This window comes from Peterkaempfera bronchialis (genome assembly GCF_003258605.2).
GTDB lineage: Bacteria > Actinomycetota > Actinomycetes > Streptomycetales > Streptomycetaceae > Peterkaempfera > Peterkaempfera bronchialis.
In genome coordinates this window covers 706,953-722,839 of record NZ_CP031264.1, presented here as the reverse complement: position 1 = coordinate 722,839, position 15,887 = coordinate 706,953, and the positions used below count along the sequence as shown (strand labels likewise).

The 15,887-nt window shown below is 75.5% G+C and carries 9 protein-coding genes; 4 read left to right on the top strand and 5 right to left on the bottom strand.

Annotation, left to right across the window (positions count from 1 at the left end; all coding sequences use genetic code 11):
* Positions 1-306: 306 nt before the first annotated feature.
* Both C7M71_RS03220 and C7M71_RS03215 read left to right on the top strand, forming a co-directional pair.
* Positions 307-1,146, top strand: coding sequence for a hypothetical protein (locus C7M71_RS03220; RefSeq protein ID WP_111495429.1), 840 nt, complete (start codon positions 307-309; stop codon positions 1,144-1,146).
* Between the two features lie 48 nt (positions 1,147-1,194).
* The gene (locus C7M71_RS03215) at positions 1,195-5,868 is read left to right on the top strand and encodes a hypothetical protein (RefSeq protein WP_114914148.1); all 4,674 of its coding nucleotides are present in this window, start codon (positions 1,195-1,197) and stop codon (positions 5,866-5,868) included.
* 101 nt (positions 5,869-5,969) lie between these two features.
* On the opposite strand, the gene gndA is transcribed toward C7M71_RS03215, so the two are convergent.
* From gndA to mmuM, 5 genes are all read right to left on the bottom strand, one after another.
* Positions 5,970-7,406, bottom strand: coding sequence for an NADP-dependent phosphogluconate dehydrogenase (gene gndA, locus C7M71_RS03210; RefSeq protein WP_111495082.1), 1,437 nt, complete (start codon positions 7,404-7,406; stop codon positions 5,970-5,972).
* 249 nt (positions 7,407-7,655) lie between these two features.
* Positions 7,656-7,991, bottom strand: coding sequence for a hypothetical protein (locus C7M71_RS03205; protein ID WP_114914147.1), 336 nt, complete (start codon positions 7,989-7,991; stop codon positions 7,656-7,658).
* A gap of 114 nt (positions 7,992-8,105) precedes the next feature.
* Positions 8,106-9,698: a glycerol-3-phosphate dehydrogenase/oxidase gene (locus C7M71_RS03200; RefSeq protein WP_111494575.1), complete on the bottom strand. Its 1,593-nt coding sequence runs from the start codon at positions 9,696-9,698 to the stop codon at positions 8,106-8,108.
* Between the two features lie 108 nt (positions 9,699-9,806).
* Positions 9,807-11,336, bottom strand: coding sequence for a glycerol kinase GlpK (gene glpK / locus C7M71_RS03195; RefSeq protein WP_111494577.1), 1,530 nt, complete (start codon positions 11,334-11,336; stop codon positions 9,807-9,809).
* Positions 11,337-11,440: 104 nt separating this feature from the next.
* Positions 11,441-12,406, bottom strand: a complete 966-nt coding sequence (gene mmuM / locus C7M71_RS03190) for a homocysteine S-methyltransferase (RefSeq protein WP_111494581.1) — start codon at positions 12,404-12,406, stop codon at positions 11,441-11,443.
* 93 nt (positions 12,407-12,499) lie between these two features.
* On the opposite strand from mmuM, the gene C7M71_RS03185 reads away from it, so the two are divergent.
* Together C7M71_RS03185 and C7M71_RS03180 are read left to right on the top strand one after the other, a co-directional pair.
* Positions 12,500-13,051: an NUDIX domain-containing protein gene (locus C7M71_RS03185; protein ID WP_111494579.1), complete on the top strand. Its 552-nt coding sequence runs from the start codon at positions 12,500-12,502 to the stop codon at positions 13,049-13,051.
* A 758-nt stretch (positions 13,052-13,809) separates the two neighbouring features.
* The gene (locus C7M71_RS03180) at positions 13,810-15,849 is read left to right on the top strand and encodes an acetoacetate--CoA ligase (RefSeq protein WP_111494675.1); all 2,040 of its coding nucleotides are present in this window, start codon (positions 13,810-13,812) and stop codon (positions 15,847-15,849) included.
* Positions 15,850-15,887 lie beyond the last annotated feature (38 nt).

The following is a 15,887-nucleotide window of genomic DNA, read 5'->3' as shown; positions in this document are numbered from 1 at the left end:
CCGCCCTGTGTTCGCCCCTCCGCTCTGCGTGCGCGCGTCGCCTCCCGCCGTCCACGGCCCCGCTCCGGAGTATGCCCGCCGCCGCGCGCATGCCCCTCCACCCCCACCCCCGGCCTGCCGCGCCGCAGGCCCCACCCTCCCCACCGCCGCCGCCGTCCACCGCCGCAGGCGCCCGTCCGGCCGACTCACCCAGACCCGCGACTGTCCGTCCCCCGTCCCGCCGTCCTGTCAGGAGCCCCGCCCGTGAGCACGCCCACCGACGCCAGTGCCCGCCTCACGGCCGACCCGGCGCCCGGCGAGGGCGCCCTGGGCGCCGACCGCACCGCCGCCGTCACCCCCGGCGACGTCGCCGACGCCTCCCGCCTGGTCTCCTTCGGCCTCCAGCCCCGGCTGCAACCCGCCCGCGACGCCGAGTACGGGGAGCTGATCCGCCGCTACCGCGAGGACCCGCCCTTCGCCCGTCTCGCCGACGCGGTCGCCACCGGCCTGGGCCTGGTCGTCCTGGAGGTCTCGCCGCGCTCCGGCATGGCGGTCGCCGCCGCCGACGACTCCGTCTTCGCGGTCCGGATGGGCGACTACTCCCGCCGCGCCGCCTCCGACTCCACCGACCGCTTCCTGCACGGCCTCGCCCACCTCGCCGTCGCCGCCCTGGCCTTCCCCCGCCCCGAGGACCTCGCCGACGACGGCTACATCGGCCGGATCAGCGTCAACGGCATCGACGCCTTCGTCCGCCAGGCATGCCGCCGCCTGGAGGAGCAGGCCGCCGTCGAGGGCGACAACACGGACCCGGCCAGCGACACCCCGGGCCTGGAGGCCGCCTGGCGGGTGTGGGCCCGCCGCAGCGCCACCGGCGCCACCAAGGACGCCCGCCGCCTCTCCGGCTCGACCATCGGCATCGTCGGCAAGGCCGTCTCCTTCCTCGTGGAGTCCGGCTTCCTCCAGAAGGCGTCGGACGACTCCGGCGGCACCTACCGCACCACCGCCCGCTACCAGCTCCAGGTCCGCGACCTGGCCGGCAGCGCCGCCATGGCCGAACTGCTCGACCTCGGCGTGGTCCCCGTCACCGACGGCACCGCCACCCTCCTCCCCGCCGACGACAGCGATGAACTCGTCGCCGACGCCGGCCTGCCCTTCCACGCCCTCTGACCCACCCCCAACCGTCCACAACGGAACCGTCCAGGAGACCGCCGCCCCATGTACGAGCTCAACCGGGTCCGCCTGTACTCGATCGGGCCCGCCGGCGCACGCTATGCCGACACCGTGCTCGATCTCCGCGGCGTCGGCGAGCCCGTCAGCGACCCCGCCCCGCAGCAGCCGGGCCTCTTCGGCGACGACCCGGAGGGCCCGCCCCGCCGCCCCGCACCGGCCGGCGTGCTCTTCCTGGAGAACGGCGGCGGCAAGTCCGTCCTGCTGAAGCTGATCTTCTCGGTGATGCTGCCCGGCCACCGCAACACCCTGGGCGGCGCCAGCTCCGGCGTGCTCCGCAAGTTCCTGCTCGCCGACGACTGCGGCCATGTCGCCCTGGAGTGGCAGCACACCGTCACCGGCGAACTCGTCGTCGTGGGCAAGGTCAGCGAGTGGCGCGGCCGCCAGGTCTCCTCCGACCCCCGCAAGTTCGCCGAGCTCTGGTACTCCTTCCGCCCCGGCACCGGCATGACCCTGGACTCCCTGCCCGTCGCCGAGCGCATCGTGCTGCCGCCCGTACCCGGCCCCGGGGACGAGCCGGTCAAGCCGCTCTCCCGAGGCCGCCGCCGCACCATGAAGGGGTTCCGCGACGCCCTCACCGAAGCCGGCAAGGCCGACCCCCACCTGGAGGTCACCTTCGAGGAGATCCACGACCGCTGGAACGAGCACCTCGGCGAGCTCGGCCTGGACCCCGAACTCTTCCGCTACCAGCGCGAGATGAACGCCGACGAGGGCGAGGCCGCCGGCCTCTTCTCGGTCAAGAACGACTCCGACTTCACCGATCTGCTGCTGCGCGCCGTCACCGACACCCGCGACACCGACGGCCTGGCCGACCTCGTCCACGGCTTCGCCGCCAAGCTCGGCCGCCGCGCCGAGCTCACCGCCGAACGCGACTTCACCGCCGGCTCCCTGGACCTGCTGCACCGCATCGCCGCCGCCACCACGGCCCGCGAGACCGTACGGGAGACCCACCGCGCCGCCGACCGGCGCACCCGCCGCCTCGCCCGCGCCCTCGCCGCCCGCGCCACCGTCGAACGGGACCGCGCCCACGACCTCGCCGTGGAGGTCGCCGCAGCCGCCTCCGCCGTCACCGCCGCCGAGACCGACCGCACCCACCACTCGCTGATCACCGCAGAGCTGACGTACCGTCATGCCACCCTCGGCCTGGCCGCCGCCACCGCCGACGCCGCCGCCCTGCGCCGCGAACTCACCGAGTCCCGCACCCTGCACGCCGCCTGGCAGGCCGCCGAGGCCGTACTGCGCCACCGCGCCGCCGCCGACCGCTCCACCCGCGTCGCCGCCGCCATCCGCGAGGCCGAACGAGACGCCGCCCCCGCCCTCGCCGCCCGCGCCCGGGCCGCCGCCGCCCTGGTCCGGGTCCTGGAGTCGGCCGCCGCCGAGGCGGAGAGCCAGGCGGACGGCGAGGAGGCCCGCGCCGCCGCCCTCCAGTCCGACGGCGAGACCGCCCACCGCGAGGCCACCGCCGCCGCCACCGCTGCCCAGAAGGCCCGCAGCGAGGCCGACCACCTCCGCCAGCGCCTCGCCGAGGTCGAGCAGGAGACCCGGGCCGCCATCCAGGCCGGCTGGATCGAGGACACCGCCGACGGCGGCGACCCCGGCGACCCCGCCCGGGCCGCCCTGCACGCCGCCGACGCCGAGCAGACCGCCACCGCCGCCCTCGACCAGGCCCGCGCCGCCGCCGAGCAGGCCACCGCCCGCGCCCGCGAGGCCGCCGCCGCCGAGAACCGGGCCGAACTCGCCGCCGCCCGCGCCGCCGACGCCCGCACCGCCGCCGAGACCGAACTCGCCGCCGAACGCCGCACCGCCGCCCGGCTCGCCGCCGAACCCCGCCTCGCCGAACTGCTCTCGCTCGCCCCCCACCCCGGCGACGACGCCCCCGCCGAGCCCGGCACCCTCACCCCCGAACTGCTCGACACCGCCGCCGAGGACCTGCGCGACCTCCTCGACGACGCCATCGCCACCGCCGAGCGCACCCTCTTCGACCTGCGCACCGCCGCCGCCGACGACTCCCGCATCCTGGCCGCCCTCGGCGACGGCGGTCTGCTGCCGCCCGGCCCCGACGTCCTCGCCACCGTCGAGCACCTCGGCGAGCACGGCATCCCCGCGCTGCCCGGCTGGCGCTACCTCGCCCAGTCCGTCGACCCCGCCGACCACGACCGCATCCTCGCCACCCGGCCCGAACTGGTCGACGGCGTCGTCGTCACCGACCCCGCCGCCCTGGACCGGGCCCGCGAAGCGCTCGCCAGCGCCGCCCTGCTGCCCCGCTCCACCGTCGCCGTCGGCACCGCCGCCGCCCTGATCGCCCCACTCCCGACCGACGGCCCCCAGGACGTCTTCCTCGTCCCGCCGAACCCGGCCATGCACGACGAACGCGCCGCCGACGACGAGCGCCGCCAACTGCGCGCCCGCGCCGCCGCCCGCGAGGAGCACATCCGGGAACTCGCCGCCCGCCTCGGCGGCGACCGCGCCCTCGCCGCCCGGCTCTCCTCCTGGCGTACCGGAGACCAGCACCGCGCCGCCTCACCCGCCGGCCGCCTCGCCGACCTCGCCGCCGCCGCCGAACAGGCCCGCACCGCCGCCGAGTTCGCCGCCGCCGAACTCGCCACCGCCCGCGCCGAGCACACCGAGGCCGAGGAGGAGCGGGCCACCGCCGCCGCCGTCCACGAGGAGCGCCGCGACGCCGCCCAGCAGGCCCGCCGCTCCGCCGACGCCCTCGCCGGGCTCGCCTTCCGGCTCCGCGAACGCACCACCTGGACCCGCAGGCTGCGCGAACTCGCCGAAGACGTCGCCGCCTGCGAAGCCCGCCAGCACACCTGCGCCGCCCGCGCCCGCACCGCCGACGAGGACCGCCGCGCCGCCCAGCGGACCGCCGACGACGCCCGCCGCACCGCCCGGGCGCTGCGCGCCGAACGCGCCGAGATCACCGGCGCCGACCGCCTCGGCTTCGCCGACGACACCCCGGACACCCCCGGAGCACCCCAGGCACCCAAGGCCCCCCGGCCCTCCCTCCCCGCCCTCCGCGAGGCCTACCGCGCCGCCTCCCAGCTCTACGAGAAGGTCGGCGTCGGCGCCGACCTACGCGCCGAGCAGGCCCGCGCCGAGAGCGCCGAGACCGCCGCCCAAGCCGAGCTGGACCGCCTCACCAACAAGGTCCGCACCCGCGCCGAGGAGCTGCTGGACGGCCCCGAGGGCGCCGACGGCCCCTCCCGCCAGGCCGCCGCCGCCCGCGCCGAGGACCTCGTCCACACCATCGAGGCCCGCTCCGCCACCGCCAGCGAGCAGCTCGGCCGACTGCGCGGCGAGGCCGAGCGGTCCGCCCCCGCCGACGGCGACACCCACACCGACCTGCCCGACCACCTGATCCCCACCGACCCCGACCACGCCCAGGCCCTGCTGCGCACCGCCACCGGCGAACTCGCCGAGCGCACCGAACGCCTGGAGACCGCCCGCACCGAGCACCGCGAACTGCTCCGCGCCCACGACGCCGCCCAGACCGCCGCCGCCGACTTCGAGGAGACCGCCGCCCAGCTCCGCGACGGCCTGCGCGACCCCGCGCCCGCCGACGAGCCCGACCAGCTTGCCGAGCCCTGGTCCGGCACCCTCGCCGAGGCCCGCACCGCCGCCGCCGAGAGCCGCCGCACCCTGCGCGGCGCCGCCGCCGACCTCTCCGCCGCCGACCTCGCCGTCCGCGACGCCTGCGACATCCTGATCCGGCACGCCAACGCCGCCCGCTACGAGGCCGTACGCACCCCCGCCCGCCAGCAGATCCGCGAACTGCCCGCCGCCGCCCTGCCCGAGCACGCCGCCGCCTGGGCCGACGCCTTCGCCCCCCGGCTGCGGGTCCTCACCGACGAACTCCAGCAGCTGGAGCGCAACCGCGACTCCATCGTGGACCGGCTGCGCGGCCTGGCGGAGACCTCCCTCACCACGCTCCGCGCCGCCCAGCGGCTCTCCCGCCTCCCCGACGGCCTGGGGGAGTGGTCCGGCCAGGAGTTCCTGCGCATCCGCTTCGAGGACCCCGACCACTCCGTGCTGGTGGAGCGGCTGGGCGAGGTCATCGACGAGGCCACCCGCGCCGCCGTCCGCAAGAACAGCGACCTCAGGCGGGACGGCATGTCCCTGCTGCTGCGCGGCGTCCACGCCGCCATCGGCCCCAAGGGCATCTCGGTGGAGATCCTCAAGCCCGACGCGGTGCTGCGCGCCGAGCGGGTCCCGGTCAGCCAGATGAACGACGTCTTCTCCGGCGGCCAACTGCTCACCGCCGCCATCGCGCTCTACTGCACCATGGCCGCCCTGCGCGCCAACGACCGGGGCCAGGCCCGGCTCCGCCACGCCGGGACGCTCTTCCTGGACAACCCCATCGGCCGCGCCAACGCCACCTATCTGCTGGAGCTCCAGCGCGCCGTCGCCGACGCCCTCGGCGTGCAGCTGCTCTACACCACCGGGCTCTTCGACACCACGGCGCTGGCGGAGTTCCCGCTGATCATCCGGCTGCGCAATGACGCGGACCTGCGGGCCGGCCTGAAGTACCTCACCGTCGAGGAGCATCTGCGGCCGGGCCTGCCCACCCTGCCCGCGCCCGACGCCCCCGCCGTCCACGGAGAGATCACCACCACCCGGATGTTCCGCCGCCCGCCCGAGCCGGCGACCGCGGCCGACTGAACGGCAAGGGCTCCCCACCGCAGCGCGGTGGGGAGCCCTGCCGGTCAGCCCGGTGACACCCCGTCAGCCCGGCGCCCGCCGGGCACAGCCAGGACGGCCGATCAGGCTTCGACCTCCCGCCGGTCCTCGCCCCACATCGTGTGGAACGACCCCTCCCGGTCCACCCGCCGATAGGTGTGCGCCCCGAAGAAGTCCCGCTGCCCCTGGATCAGCGCCGCCGGCAGCCGCTCCGCCCGCAGCCCGTCGTAGTACGCCAGCGCCGCCGAGAAGCCCGGCACCGGCACCCCCAGCTGCGCCGCCGTGGAGACCACCCGCCGCCAGGAGTCCTGCGCCCCGCCCAGCGCCTCCGCGAAGTAGTCGTCCGCGAGCAGCGTCGGCAGGTCCGGCCGGCTCTCGTACGCCGCCCGGATGCGGTCCAGGAACCGGGCCCGGATGATGCAGCCGCCCCGCCAGATGGTGGCCATCGCCCCCGGCTCGATCGACCATCCGTACTCGGCGCTGCCCGCCTGGATCTGGTGGAACCCCTGCGCATACGCGACGATCTTCGACGCGTACAGCGCCTGCTCCACATCGTCCGCGAACCGGTCGTGCGCCGCGCTGTCCAGCCAGGTCTCCCCGGGGCCGGGCATACCGCGCACCGCCGCCCGCAGATCGGCGTGGCCGGAGAGCGACCGGGCGAAGACGGCCTCGGCGATACCGCTCACCGGCACGCCCAGGTCCAGCGCGATCTGCACCGTCCACCGGCCGGTGCCCTTCTGCTCGGCCTGGTCCTGCACCACGTCCACGAACGGCCGGCCGGTCGCCGCGTCCGTGTGCGCCAGCACCTCGGCGGTGATCTCCACCAGGTACGACTCCAACCGCCCGCCGTTCCAGGTCCGGAACACCTCGGCGATCTCGCCCGGCTTCTGCCCGCCCACATGCCGCAGCAGGTCGTACGCCTCACCGATCAGCTGCATATCGGCGTACTCGATGCCGTTGTGCACCATCTTCACAAAGTGCCCGGCCCCGTCCGGGCCCACATGCGTGCAGCAGGGCACCCCGTCCACCTTGGCGGCGATGTCCTCCAGCAGCGGGCCCAGCGCCGCGTACGACTCCGCCGAGCCGCCCGGCATGATGGACGGCCCGTGCAGCGCGCCCTCCTCGCCGCCGGAGATCCCGGTCCCGACAAAGTGGATGCCGCGCTCCCGCAGCGATGCCTCCCGCCGCCGGGTGTCCGCGAAGTGGGCGTTGCCGCCGTCCACGATCATGTCGCCCCGGTCCAGCAGCGGCGCGAACTCCTCGATCACCTCGTCCGTGGGCTGCCCCGCCTTGACCATCACCACGAGCCGCCGGGGCCGCTCCAGCGAGGCGACGAACTGCTCCGCCGTCTCGGCCGGCAGGAACACCCCCTCGTCGCCGTACTGCGCCACCAGATCCCTGGTCCGGGAGACCGTCCGGTTGTGCACCGCCACCGGATGCCCGTGGCGGGCGAAGTTGCGCGCCAGATTGCGGCCCATGACCGCCAGTCCGGTGACCCCGATGCGTGCCTGCTGCGCCATTGCTGAAGCTCCCGCCTTGTGAATCGGCCGCTTGTCGTCGCGTTCACCAGCCTGCCCCTCCGGGGCTGCCGGTGCACGTGGGACTCAGCCTCTCGCTACGCGGCCCGGCCTCGCAGCGGTTCACCGCAACCGGGGCACCGATCTTGGCTGATCCCGACCGCTTCCGGCTGATCCGCGACCATCCGCGCCCGCCCCCGGCGGCTCCCCGGCGGCCCCGCCCGCCCTCGCGTGTCCGGGGCGCCGCCGGGCTCAGGCCGGGCGCGGGTGCCGGCGCCGCCGGGGCGGGCGGCCGGTGCCGGCGGCGTTGGCCCACGCCGTACCGGTCCCGGTGCCCCAGGTGCGCTGGGCGGCGACCTGCCGGGCGATCCAGATGTCCAGCAGGCACCAGGTGGAGGTGAGCACCCCCAGGGCCGTGACCAGCAGGGCGGGCAGCAGCACCCAGGTGCCGGCCAGCGAGGCCAGCACCGTCACCATCAGGCAGACCAGGGTGAAGGCGAAGGACAGCCAGGCGCGCACCGCCGCCGCCCGGACCTCGTCCGGCAGTCGGCGGCGCCTGGTCCCCTCGGTACGTCGGCTGACTCCCATCCGTGACCCCCTCCGAGATGCGACGGGACGGTGTGCTGCACACACCGTCCGTCACGACCCTGCCCGCTCCGGTGGGGTTCATGCCCGGGTGCGCCCCGAGTTCACCCGATCCGGTCAGCTCGGGTGCGCCCGGCGGCGCCCGGCCAGGAACTTCTCGACCCGGTCCCGGACCTCGGGGGTGTCCAGGCCGCGCACGGTCATGGTGGTGCGCCGGCGCAGCACGTCGTCCACGGTGCAGGCCCACTCGCGGTCGACCGCGAAGGCGACCTGGGCCCAGACGTCCGGTCCGTCGGCGTGGACGGGTGCGCCCAGCGCCGGGTCGTCGGCGATCAGCCGGGCGATGTCAAAGGAGAAGGTGCCGTAGTGGGAGGCCAGATGCCTGGCGACCAGCGGTTCCATCCGGGCGCCGGGCTCCCGGTCGGCCAGCAGCCGGTGGGCGACGGCGTCGGGCGCACCGACGCCCGGCAGCGGCACCGTCCTGGGGAAGTCGGCCATCTCCTCGGAGAGCCCGGCGCCGGGGACGTGCTTCAGCTTCTCCAGCACGGTGCGGCCGATGTGCCGGTAGGTGGTCCACTTGCCGCCGGCGACCGAGAGCATGCCGCCGCTGCCTTCGGTGACCACGGTCTCGCGCCTGGCGGCGGCGGTGCCGCCGGGTCCGCCGGGCAGCACCCGCAGACCGGCGAAGGCATAGGTGATCAGCGACCGGTCCAGGTGCTCGTCGCGGACGGCGTGCCCGGCCTCGCCGAGGATCTGGTCCAGGTCGGCGTCGGTGGCGCGGACCTCGGCCGGGTCGCCGGTGTACTCCTCGTCGGTGGTGCCGAGCAGGACGTGGTCCTCCCACGGGATGGCAAAGGAGACGCGGTACTTGTCGATCGGGATGGTGAGCGCGGCCCGCCATGGCGCGCGGCGCCTGAGGACCACATGGGCGCCCTTGGAGAGCCGGATGCTGGGTGCAGCGCCGGGGTCCTCCAGGCGGCGCAGGTGGTCCACCCAGGGACCGGTGGCGTTGAGCACCAGCCGGGCGTCCACGCCGAACTCGGTACCGTCCAGCCGGTCCCTGGCCTCGGCGCCGGTGACCCGGCCGCCGGTGAAGCGCAGTCCGGTGACCTCGGCGTGGTTGAGCACCACGGCGCCCGCGTCGACGGCGGCGCGCACGGTCATTACGGCGACCCGGGAGTCGTTCATCTGGTGGTCGCCGTAGACGGCCACCGACCGCAGGCCCTCGGTGCGCAGCGCGGCCACCTGCTGGGCGGCGTGGGCGGCGGTGGAGACCCGGCCCATGCCGTCGCGGAAGGCGGACAGCGCCGAGTACAGGAAGACCCCGGCGCCGAGCTTGGGCGCGCTGTGCGGGCCGCCCCTGTAGACGGGGACGAAGAAGGTCAGCGGGGTGACCAGGTGCGGGGCGATGTCGGTGGCCAGCGCCCGGCGTTCCTTGTGGTTCTCGGCGACGAGCCTGACGGCGCCGGTCTGGAGGTAGCGCAGGCCGCCGTGGACGAGCTTGGAGGAGGCGCTGGAGGTGGCGCCGGCGAAGTCACCGGCGTCGACCATGGCGACCTTCAGCCCGGACTGGGCGGCGGTCCAGGCGACGGCGGTGCCGAGGATGCCGCCGCCGATGACAAGCAGGTCGTAGGTGGTGCTGCTGAGGAGTGCGCGGGACTGTGCGCGGCCGGCGGCGCGGTGGGCGCCCTGGGTCGGGATGGTGGCCATGGTGTGGTGTACGGCGGCGGGGGCTTCCGGGCCCGTCGGCGCCGTGCCTCCTCTCGGGTCGCGGTGCGGCTCTTCGGGAGCGGGGCCTGCGGCGTCAGCTCCGGGGGCTCAGCTCTGCGGGGCGGGCTGGTCGTCCTCGACCCAGCCCATGGTCCGCTCGACGGCCTTGAGCCAGTTCCGGTACTCGCGGTCGCGGGTGGCCTGGTCCATGCGCGGTGTCCACTCGGCGGCGCGGTGCCAGTTGGCCCTCAGCGTCTCCAGGTCGGGCCAGAAGCCGACGGCCAACCCGGCCGCATAGGCGGCCCCGAGGGCGGTGGTCTCGGCGACCTGGGGCCGCTCCACGGGGGCCCCGAGGACGTCGGCGACGATCTGCATCAGCAGGTCGTCGGAGGTCATGCCGCCGTCGACCTTGAGGGCGGTGAGCTCCACCCCGGAGTCCTTCCGCATGGCGTCGACGACCTCGCGGGTCTGCCAGGCGGTGGCCTCCAGGACGGCGCGGGCCAGATGGGCCTTGGTGACATACCGGGTCAGCCCGGTGATCACCCCTCGTGCGTCGGAGCGCCAGTACGGGGCGAAGAGCCCGGAGAAGGCGGGCACGATGTAGGCGCCTCCGTTGTCCTCGACGGTGGAGGCGAGGGTCTCGATCTCGGCGGCGGTGGAGATGATGCCCAACTGGTCGCGGAGCCACTGCACCAGCGAGCCGGTGACGGCGATGGAGCCCTCCAGGGCGTAGACCGGGCGCCCCTTGCCGATCCGGTAGCCGACGGTGGTGAGCAGGCCGTGGTGGGAGTCGACGACCCGTTCGCCGGTGTTGAGCAGCAGAAAGGTGCCGGTGCCGTAGGTGGACTTGGCCTCGCCCTCGCTGAAGCAGGTCTGGCCGAAGAGCGCCGCCTGCTGGTCGCCCAGGGCGGAGGCGACGGGCACCCCGGCCAGTTCGCCCACCGCATGGCCGTAGACCTCGGCGGAGGAGCGGATCTCGGGAAGCACCGAGAGCGGTACGCCCATCGACTCGGCGATCCGCTCGTCCCACTCCAGGGTGTGAAGGTTCATCAGCATGGTGCGGGAGGCGTTGGTGACATCGGTGACATGGACGCCGCCGTCCGGGCCGCCGGTGAGGTTCCAGATCACCCAGGTGTCCATGGTGCCGAAGAGGATGTCGCCGGCCTGGGCGCGCTCGCGCAGACCGGCGACATTGTCCAGCAGCCAGCGGATCTTGGGACCGGCGAAGTAGGCGGCCAGCGGCAGCCCGGTCTCACCGCGGAAGCGGTCCTGGCCGACCTCGCGGCCGAGTTCCCGGCAGAGGCCCTCGGTGCGGGTGTCCTGCCACACCAGGGCGTTGTGGACCGGCTTGCCGGTACGGCGGTCCCAGAGCAGGGTGGTCTCGCGCTGGTTGGTGATGCCGATGGCGCGGATGTCGGCCCTGGTCAGCTGGGCCTTCTCCAGTGCGCCGCGGATCACCGACCGCACCCGGGTCCAGATCTCCGCGCCGTCGTGCTCGACCCAGCCGGGCTGCGGGAAGATCTGGCGGTGCTCCTGCTGCTCCACGGAGACGATGCGGCCGTCGGCGCCGAAGACGATGCAGCGGCTCGATGTGGTGCCCTGGTCGATCGCGGCGATATAGCTGCCGGTGGTGGTCATGCGGGCCTCATTCGGTGGTGGAGGAGCCAAGGCTGAGAGGAGTGCTGACGGGGTGTCGGTCCCCGCCTGCGGGCGGGCGGCAAACCCCGGCGGCGACCCCGGGATCAGAAAGCGGCGTGGGGGAGCGGGCCGCCACCGCCCGGCGCCAGCACCGACGCCAGCCGGGCGATCTCCGTCGGCCCCACCCGGCAGCAGCCGCCCACCAGCCGCGCGCCCGCCCCCGTCCACGCCGCGACCCGCTCCGGCCCGAAGGTCGACCGCCCCCGCCAGGCCCGCGCACCGGCATCCCACGCCTCACCGCTGTTGGGGTACACCACCACCGGCTTCCCCGTCGTACGCGCCGCGACCTCCACCGCCGCGTCCGCGTCCTCCGGCGCGCAGCAGTTCACCCCGACCGCCACCACCTCGTCGGCCTCCGCCGCAAGGCCGAACGCCTCCTCCAGCGGCTGCCCGGCCCGGGTCCGCCCGCCCGCCACGCTGTACGACAACCAGACCGGCACCCCCAGGCCCCGGACCGCCCGCAGCAGCGCCCGCCCCTCGTCCGCGTCCGGCACCGTCTCCAGCGCCAGCACATCCGGGCCCGCCCCGGCCAGCACCTCCAACCTCGGCCGGTGGAACCGCTCCAACTCGGCCACCGTCAGCCCATACCGGCCCCGGTACTCCGAGCCGTCCGCCAGCATCGCCCCGTACGGGCCCACCGACGCCGCCACCCAGAGCGGCCGCCGGGCCCCCTGCTCGCGAGCCCGCCGCACCGCCTCCCGGCCCAGCTCCACGCTGCGCCGCAGCAGCCGGGCGGCTGCGGCCCGGCCGATGCCGCGCCGGGCGAACCCCTCGAAGGTCGCCTGGTAGCTGGAGGTGATCACCACATCGGCGCCCGCCGTGAAGTACGCGAGATGCGCCTCGGTGATCGCCTCCGGCCGGTCCTCCAGCAGCCGCGCCGACCAGAGCGCGTCCGACAGGTCATGCCCGGCGGCCTCCAACTGGTTGGAGAGCCCGCCGTCCAGCACCACCGGACCGGCGGCCAGCGCGTCGGCGAGTGCGGGAGCGGCGGGGTGCGGGGAGGGGGCCATGGCTTCACCGTAGTCCAGGGCCGCAAAGCCCCCGCCCAGCCCGAGTTCGCGGCGTTGGGAGGCCCGCGCCGAGGGCTGGGTACGCTCCCGCCCATGACCGCCGACCAGTACCCGGCCCCGCGCCCCGCCGAGGGCTCCCACTGCACCCGGTGCGGCACCCCCTACACCCCCGGCACCGCCACCTGGCCCCGCCGCTGCCCCGGCTGCGGCGCCCTCGCCTACCGCAACCCGCTCCCCGTCGCCGTCGCACTGCTGCCCGTCCGCACCGCCGACGGCGCCACCGCCCTCACCGCTGTCCGCCGCACCATCGAACCCGGCCGGGGACTGCTCGCCCTCCCCGGCGGCTTCATCGACCACGGCGAGACCTGGCAGCAGGCCGTCACCCGCGAACTCGCCGAGGAGACCGGCATCCACGCCGACCCCGCCCGGGTCCGCCTCGCCGACGCCCACACCGACACCGTCGGCAGCTACCTGCTCCTCTTCGGCCTGCTGCCGCCACTCGACCTCGCCGACCTGCCCCCGTCCACCCCCACCGACGAGACCGACGGCCACCACCTCCTCACCGCCCCCACCGACCTCGCCTTCCCCCTCCACACCCTCGCCGCCCACACCTGGTTCACCGGCGGCTACCCCACCACCCCCTGACCCACCCCCACCTCTCCCCGCCCACCCGCATTCCGCCTCCCCTCGTCCACGCCGCCCACCCGCACCCGCTCCAACCACCCCCCGCGAGCCCTGCCTCCCCTGCCCCCGCCGCCCGCACGCGATCCATCGCCCTCCTCACCTCAGCCCCCGCCGACCTCGCCTTCCCTGCCCACTCCTCCGCGGCCCGCAGGCGCCCACCCCACCACTCCGCCCCCCGCCGACCTCGCCTTCCCCGCCCACCCCCTCGCCGCCCGCAGGCGCCCACCCCACCACCCGCCGCCCTGCCCCGCACTACCGCGCCCCGTCGGCCCTGCCTTCCGCGCCCACACCCTCGCTGCCCGCAGCGGGCTACCACCGTGCCCCCCGCATCAGGGCTCCCGCCGCCCCCGCCTCCCCTGTCCCCACCGCCCCGCACGCGATTCACCGCCCTCCTCACCTCAGCCCCCGCCGCTCCCGCCTCCCCTGCCCACCCCTCCGCCGTCCCGCAGGAGCCCACCCCACCACTCCGCCCCCGCATCGGGGCTCCCGCCGCCCCCGCCTCCCCTGCCCACTCCTCCGCGGCCCGCAGGCGCCCACCCCACCACTCCGCCCCCCCGCCGACCTCGCCTTCCCCGCCCACCCCCGACCTCGCCCCTCGCCGCAGACCCCCCTGGCGCACGCCCCGCTCACATGGCAAGGTCTGGCTGTCAGTACCGTCCGGGCGGGCCGCAGCCACAAGCACGCCACCCCGCCCCACCCTCCGGCCGGGAGACACCACCGTGACCACAACGCCGCAGGACGACACGGCAACCGCGCCCCTCTGGCGCCCCGCCCCCGCACGTGCCGCCGCCACCCGGATCGTCGCCTTCCAGCAGTGGGCCGCCCGCCACCACGGCGCCCCCGCCGCCCCCCTGGCGCCCACCGCCGACGACACCGAGGCCGCCACCCGCTACGCCGCCCTGCACGCCTGGTCCGTGGCGGACCCGGCCCGCTTCTGGACCGCCGTCACCCAGTGGTTCGACGTACGCTTCAGCACCCCGCCCGAAGCCGTACTCGCCGACCCGGCCATGCCCGGCGCCCGCTGGTTCCCCGGCGCCCGCCTCAACTACGCCGAGCACGCCCTGCGCCACGCCGAGGACCCCGCCCACGCCGACCGGCCGGCCGTCCTCCACCTCGACGAGACCACCGCCGAGCCGCAGCCCCTCAGCTGGGCCGAGCTGCGCCGCCAGGTCGGCTCCCTCGCCGCCGAGCTGCGCCGCCTCGGCGTACGCCCCGGCGACCGCGTCAGCGCATACCTGCCCAACATCCCGCAGGCCGTCGTCGCACTGCTGGCCTCCGCCGCCGTCGGCGCCGTCTGGACCTCCTGCGCCCCCGACTTCGGCGCCCGCAGCGTGCTCGACCGGTTCCAGCAGATCGAGCCCGTCGTCCTCTTCGCCGTCGACGGCTACCGCTACGGCGGCAAGGAGCACGACCGCACCGAGGTCGTCGCCGAACTCCGCCGCGAGCTGCCCGGCCTGCGCGCCGTCGTCCATGTCCCCGTCCTCGGCACCTCCACCCCCGACGGCGCCCTGCACTGGGACGACCTCACCGCCTCGGACGGCGAGCCGGTCTTCGAGCAACTGCCCTTCGACCACCCTCTCTGGGTGCTGTACTCCTCCGGCACCACCGGCCTGCCCAAGGCGATCGTGCAGAGCCAGGGCGGCATCCTGGTGGAGCACCTCAAGCAGGCCGGCCTCCACCTCGACCTCGGCCCCGGTGACCGCTTCCTCTGGTACACCTCCACCGGCTGGATGATGTGGAACTTCCTGGTCGCCGGCCTGCTCACCGGCTCCACGATCGTCACGTACGACGGCAGCCCCGGCCACCCCGGCACCGATGCCCTGTGGAGCGTCGCCGCCCGCACCGGCGCCACCGTCCTCGGCACCTCCGCCGCCTATGTCATCGCCTGCCGCAAGGCGGACCTGCACCCGGGCCGCGACCTGGACCTCTCCGCCGTCCGCTGCATCGGCACCACCGGCTCGCCGCTGCCCCCGGACGGCTTCCGCTGGATCTACGACGAGGTCAAGCAGGACGTCTGGCTCGCCTCCGTCAGCGGCGGCACCGACGTCTGCAGCTGCTTCGTCGGCGGCGTGCCCACCCTCCCCGTCCACCTCGGCGAGATCCAGGCCCCCTGCCTCGGCGCCGACGTCCAGGCGTGGGACGCGGGCGGCCACCCGGTCATCGACCAGGTCGGCGAACTCGTCGTCACCCGCCCGCTGCCCTCGATGCCCACCGGCTTCTGGAACGACCCGGACGGCACCCGCTACCGCGAGAGCTACTTCGACACCTTCCCCGGCGTCTGGCGCCACGGCGACTGGATCACCCTCACCTCCCGGGGCACCGTCGTCATCCACGGCCGCTCCGACTCCACCCTCAACCGCCAGGGCGTCCGAATGGGGTCCGCCGACATCTACGAGGTCGTGGAGCGCCTTCCCGAGATCCGCGAGTCCCTGGTCATCGGCCTGGAGGAGCCGGATGGCGGCTACTGGATGCCGCTCTTCGTGGTCCTCGCCGAGGGCGCCCGACTGGACGACGCACTGCGCGCCCGCATCCGTACGGCACTGCGCGAGCAGCTCTCCCCGCGCCATGTCCCCGACGAGGTCATCGCTGTTCCCGGCCTCCCCCACACCCTCACCGGCAAGCGCATCGAGGTCCCGGTCAAACGGCTGCTCTCCGGCGCCGCCCTCCACCAGGCGGTCAACCCCGGCTCCGTCGACAACCCCGACACCCTGCGCTTCTTCGAACGGCTCGCCCACGAGCGCGCCGCCGACCGGCCCTGACACACCCGCACGCCCTCACACCGCCCGCCGGGGGCCTA

Coding starts and splice junctions, on each gene's coding strand:
- C7M71_RS03215 (WP_114914148.1), top strand. CDS start 1,195: ATGTACGAGCTCAACCGGGTCCGCCTGTACTCGATCGGGCCCGCCGGC.
- gndA (WP_111495082.1), bottom strand. CDS start 7,406: ATGGCGCAGCAGGCACGCATCGGGGTCACCGGACTGGCGGTCATGGGC.
- C7M71_RS03205 (WP_114914147.1), bottom strand. CDS start 7,991: ATGGGAGTCAGCCGACGTACCGAGGGGACCAGGCGCCGCCGACTGCCG.
- C7M71_RS03200 (WP_111494575.1), bottom strand. CDS start 9,698: ATGGCCACCATCCCGACCCAGGGCGCCCACCGCGCCGCCGGCCGCGCA.
- glpK (WP_111494577.1), bottom strand. CDS start 11,336: ATGACCACCACCGGCAGCTATATCGCCGCGATCGACCAGGGCACCACA.
- mmuM (WP_111494581.1), bottom strand. CDS start 12,406: ATGGCCCCCTCCCCGCACCCCGCCGCTCCCGCACTCGCCGACGCGCTG.
- C7M71_RS03185 (WP_111494579.1), top strand. CDS start 12,500: ATGACCGCCGACCAGTACCCGGCCCCGCGCCCCGCCGAGGGCTCCCAC.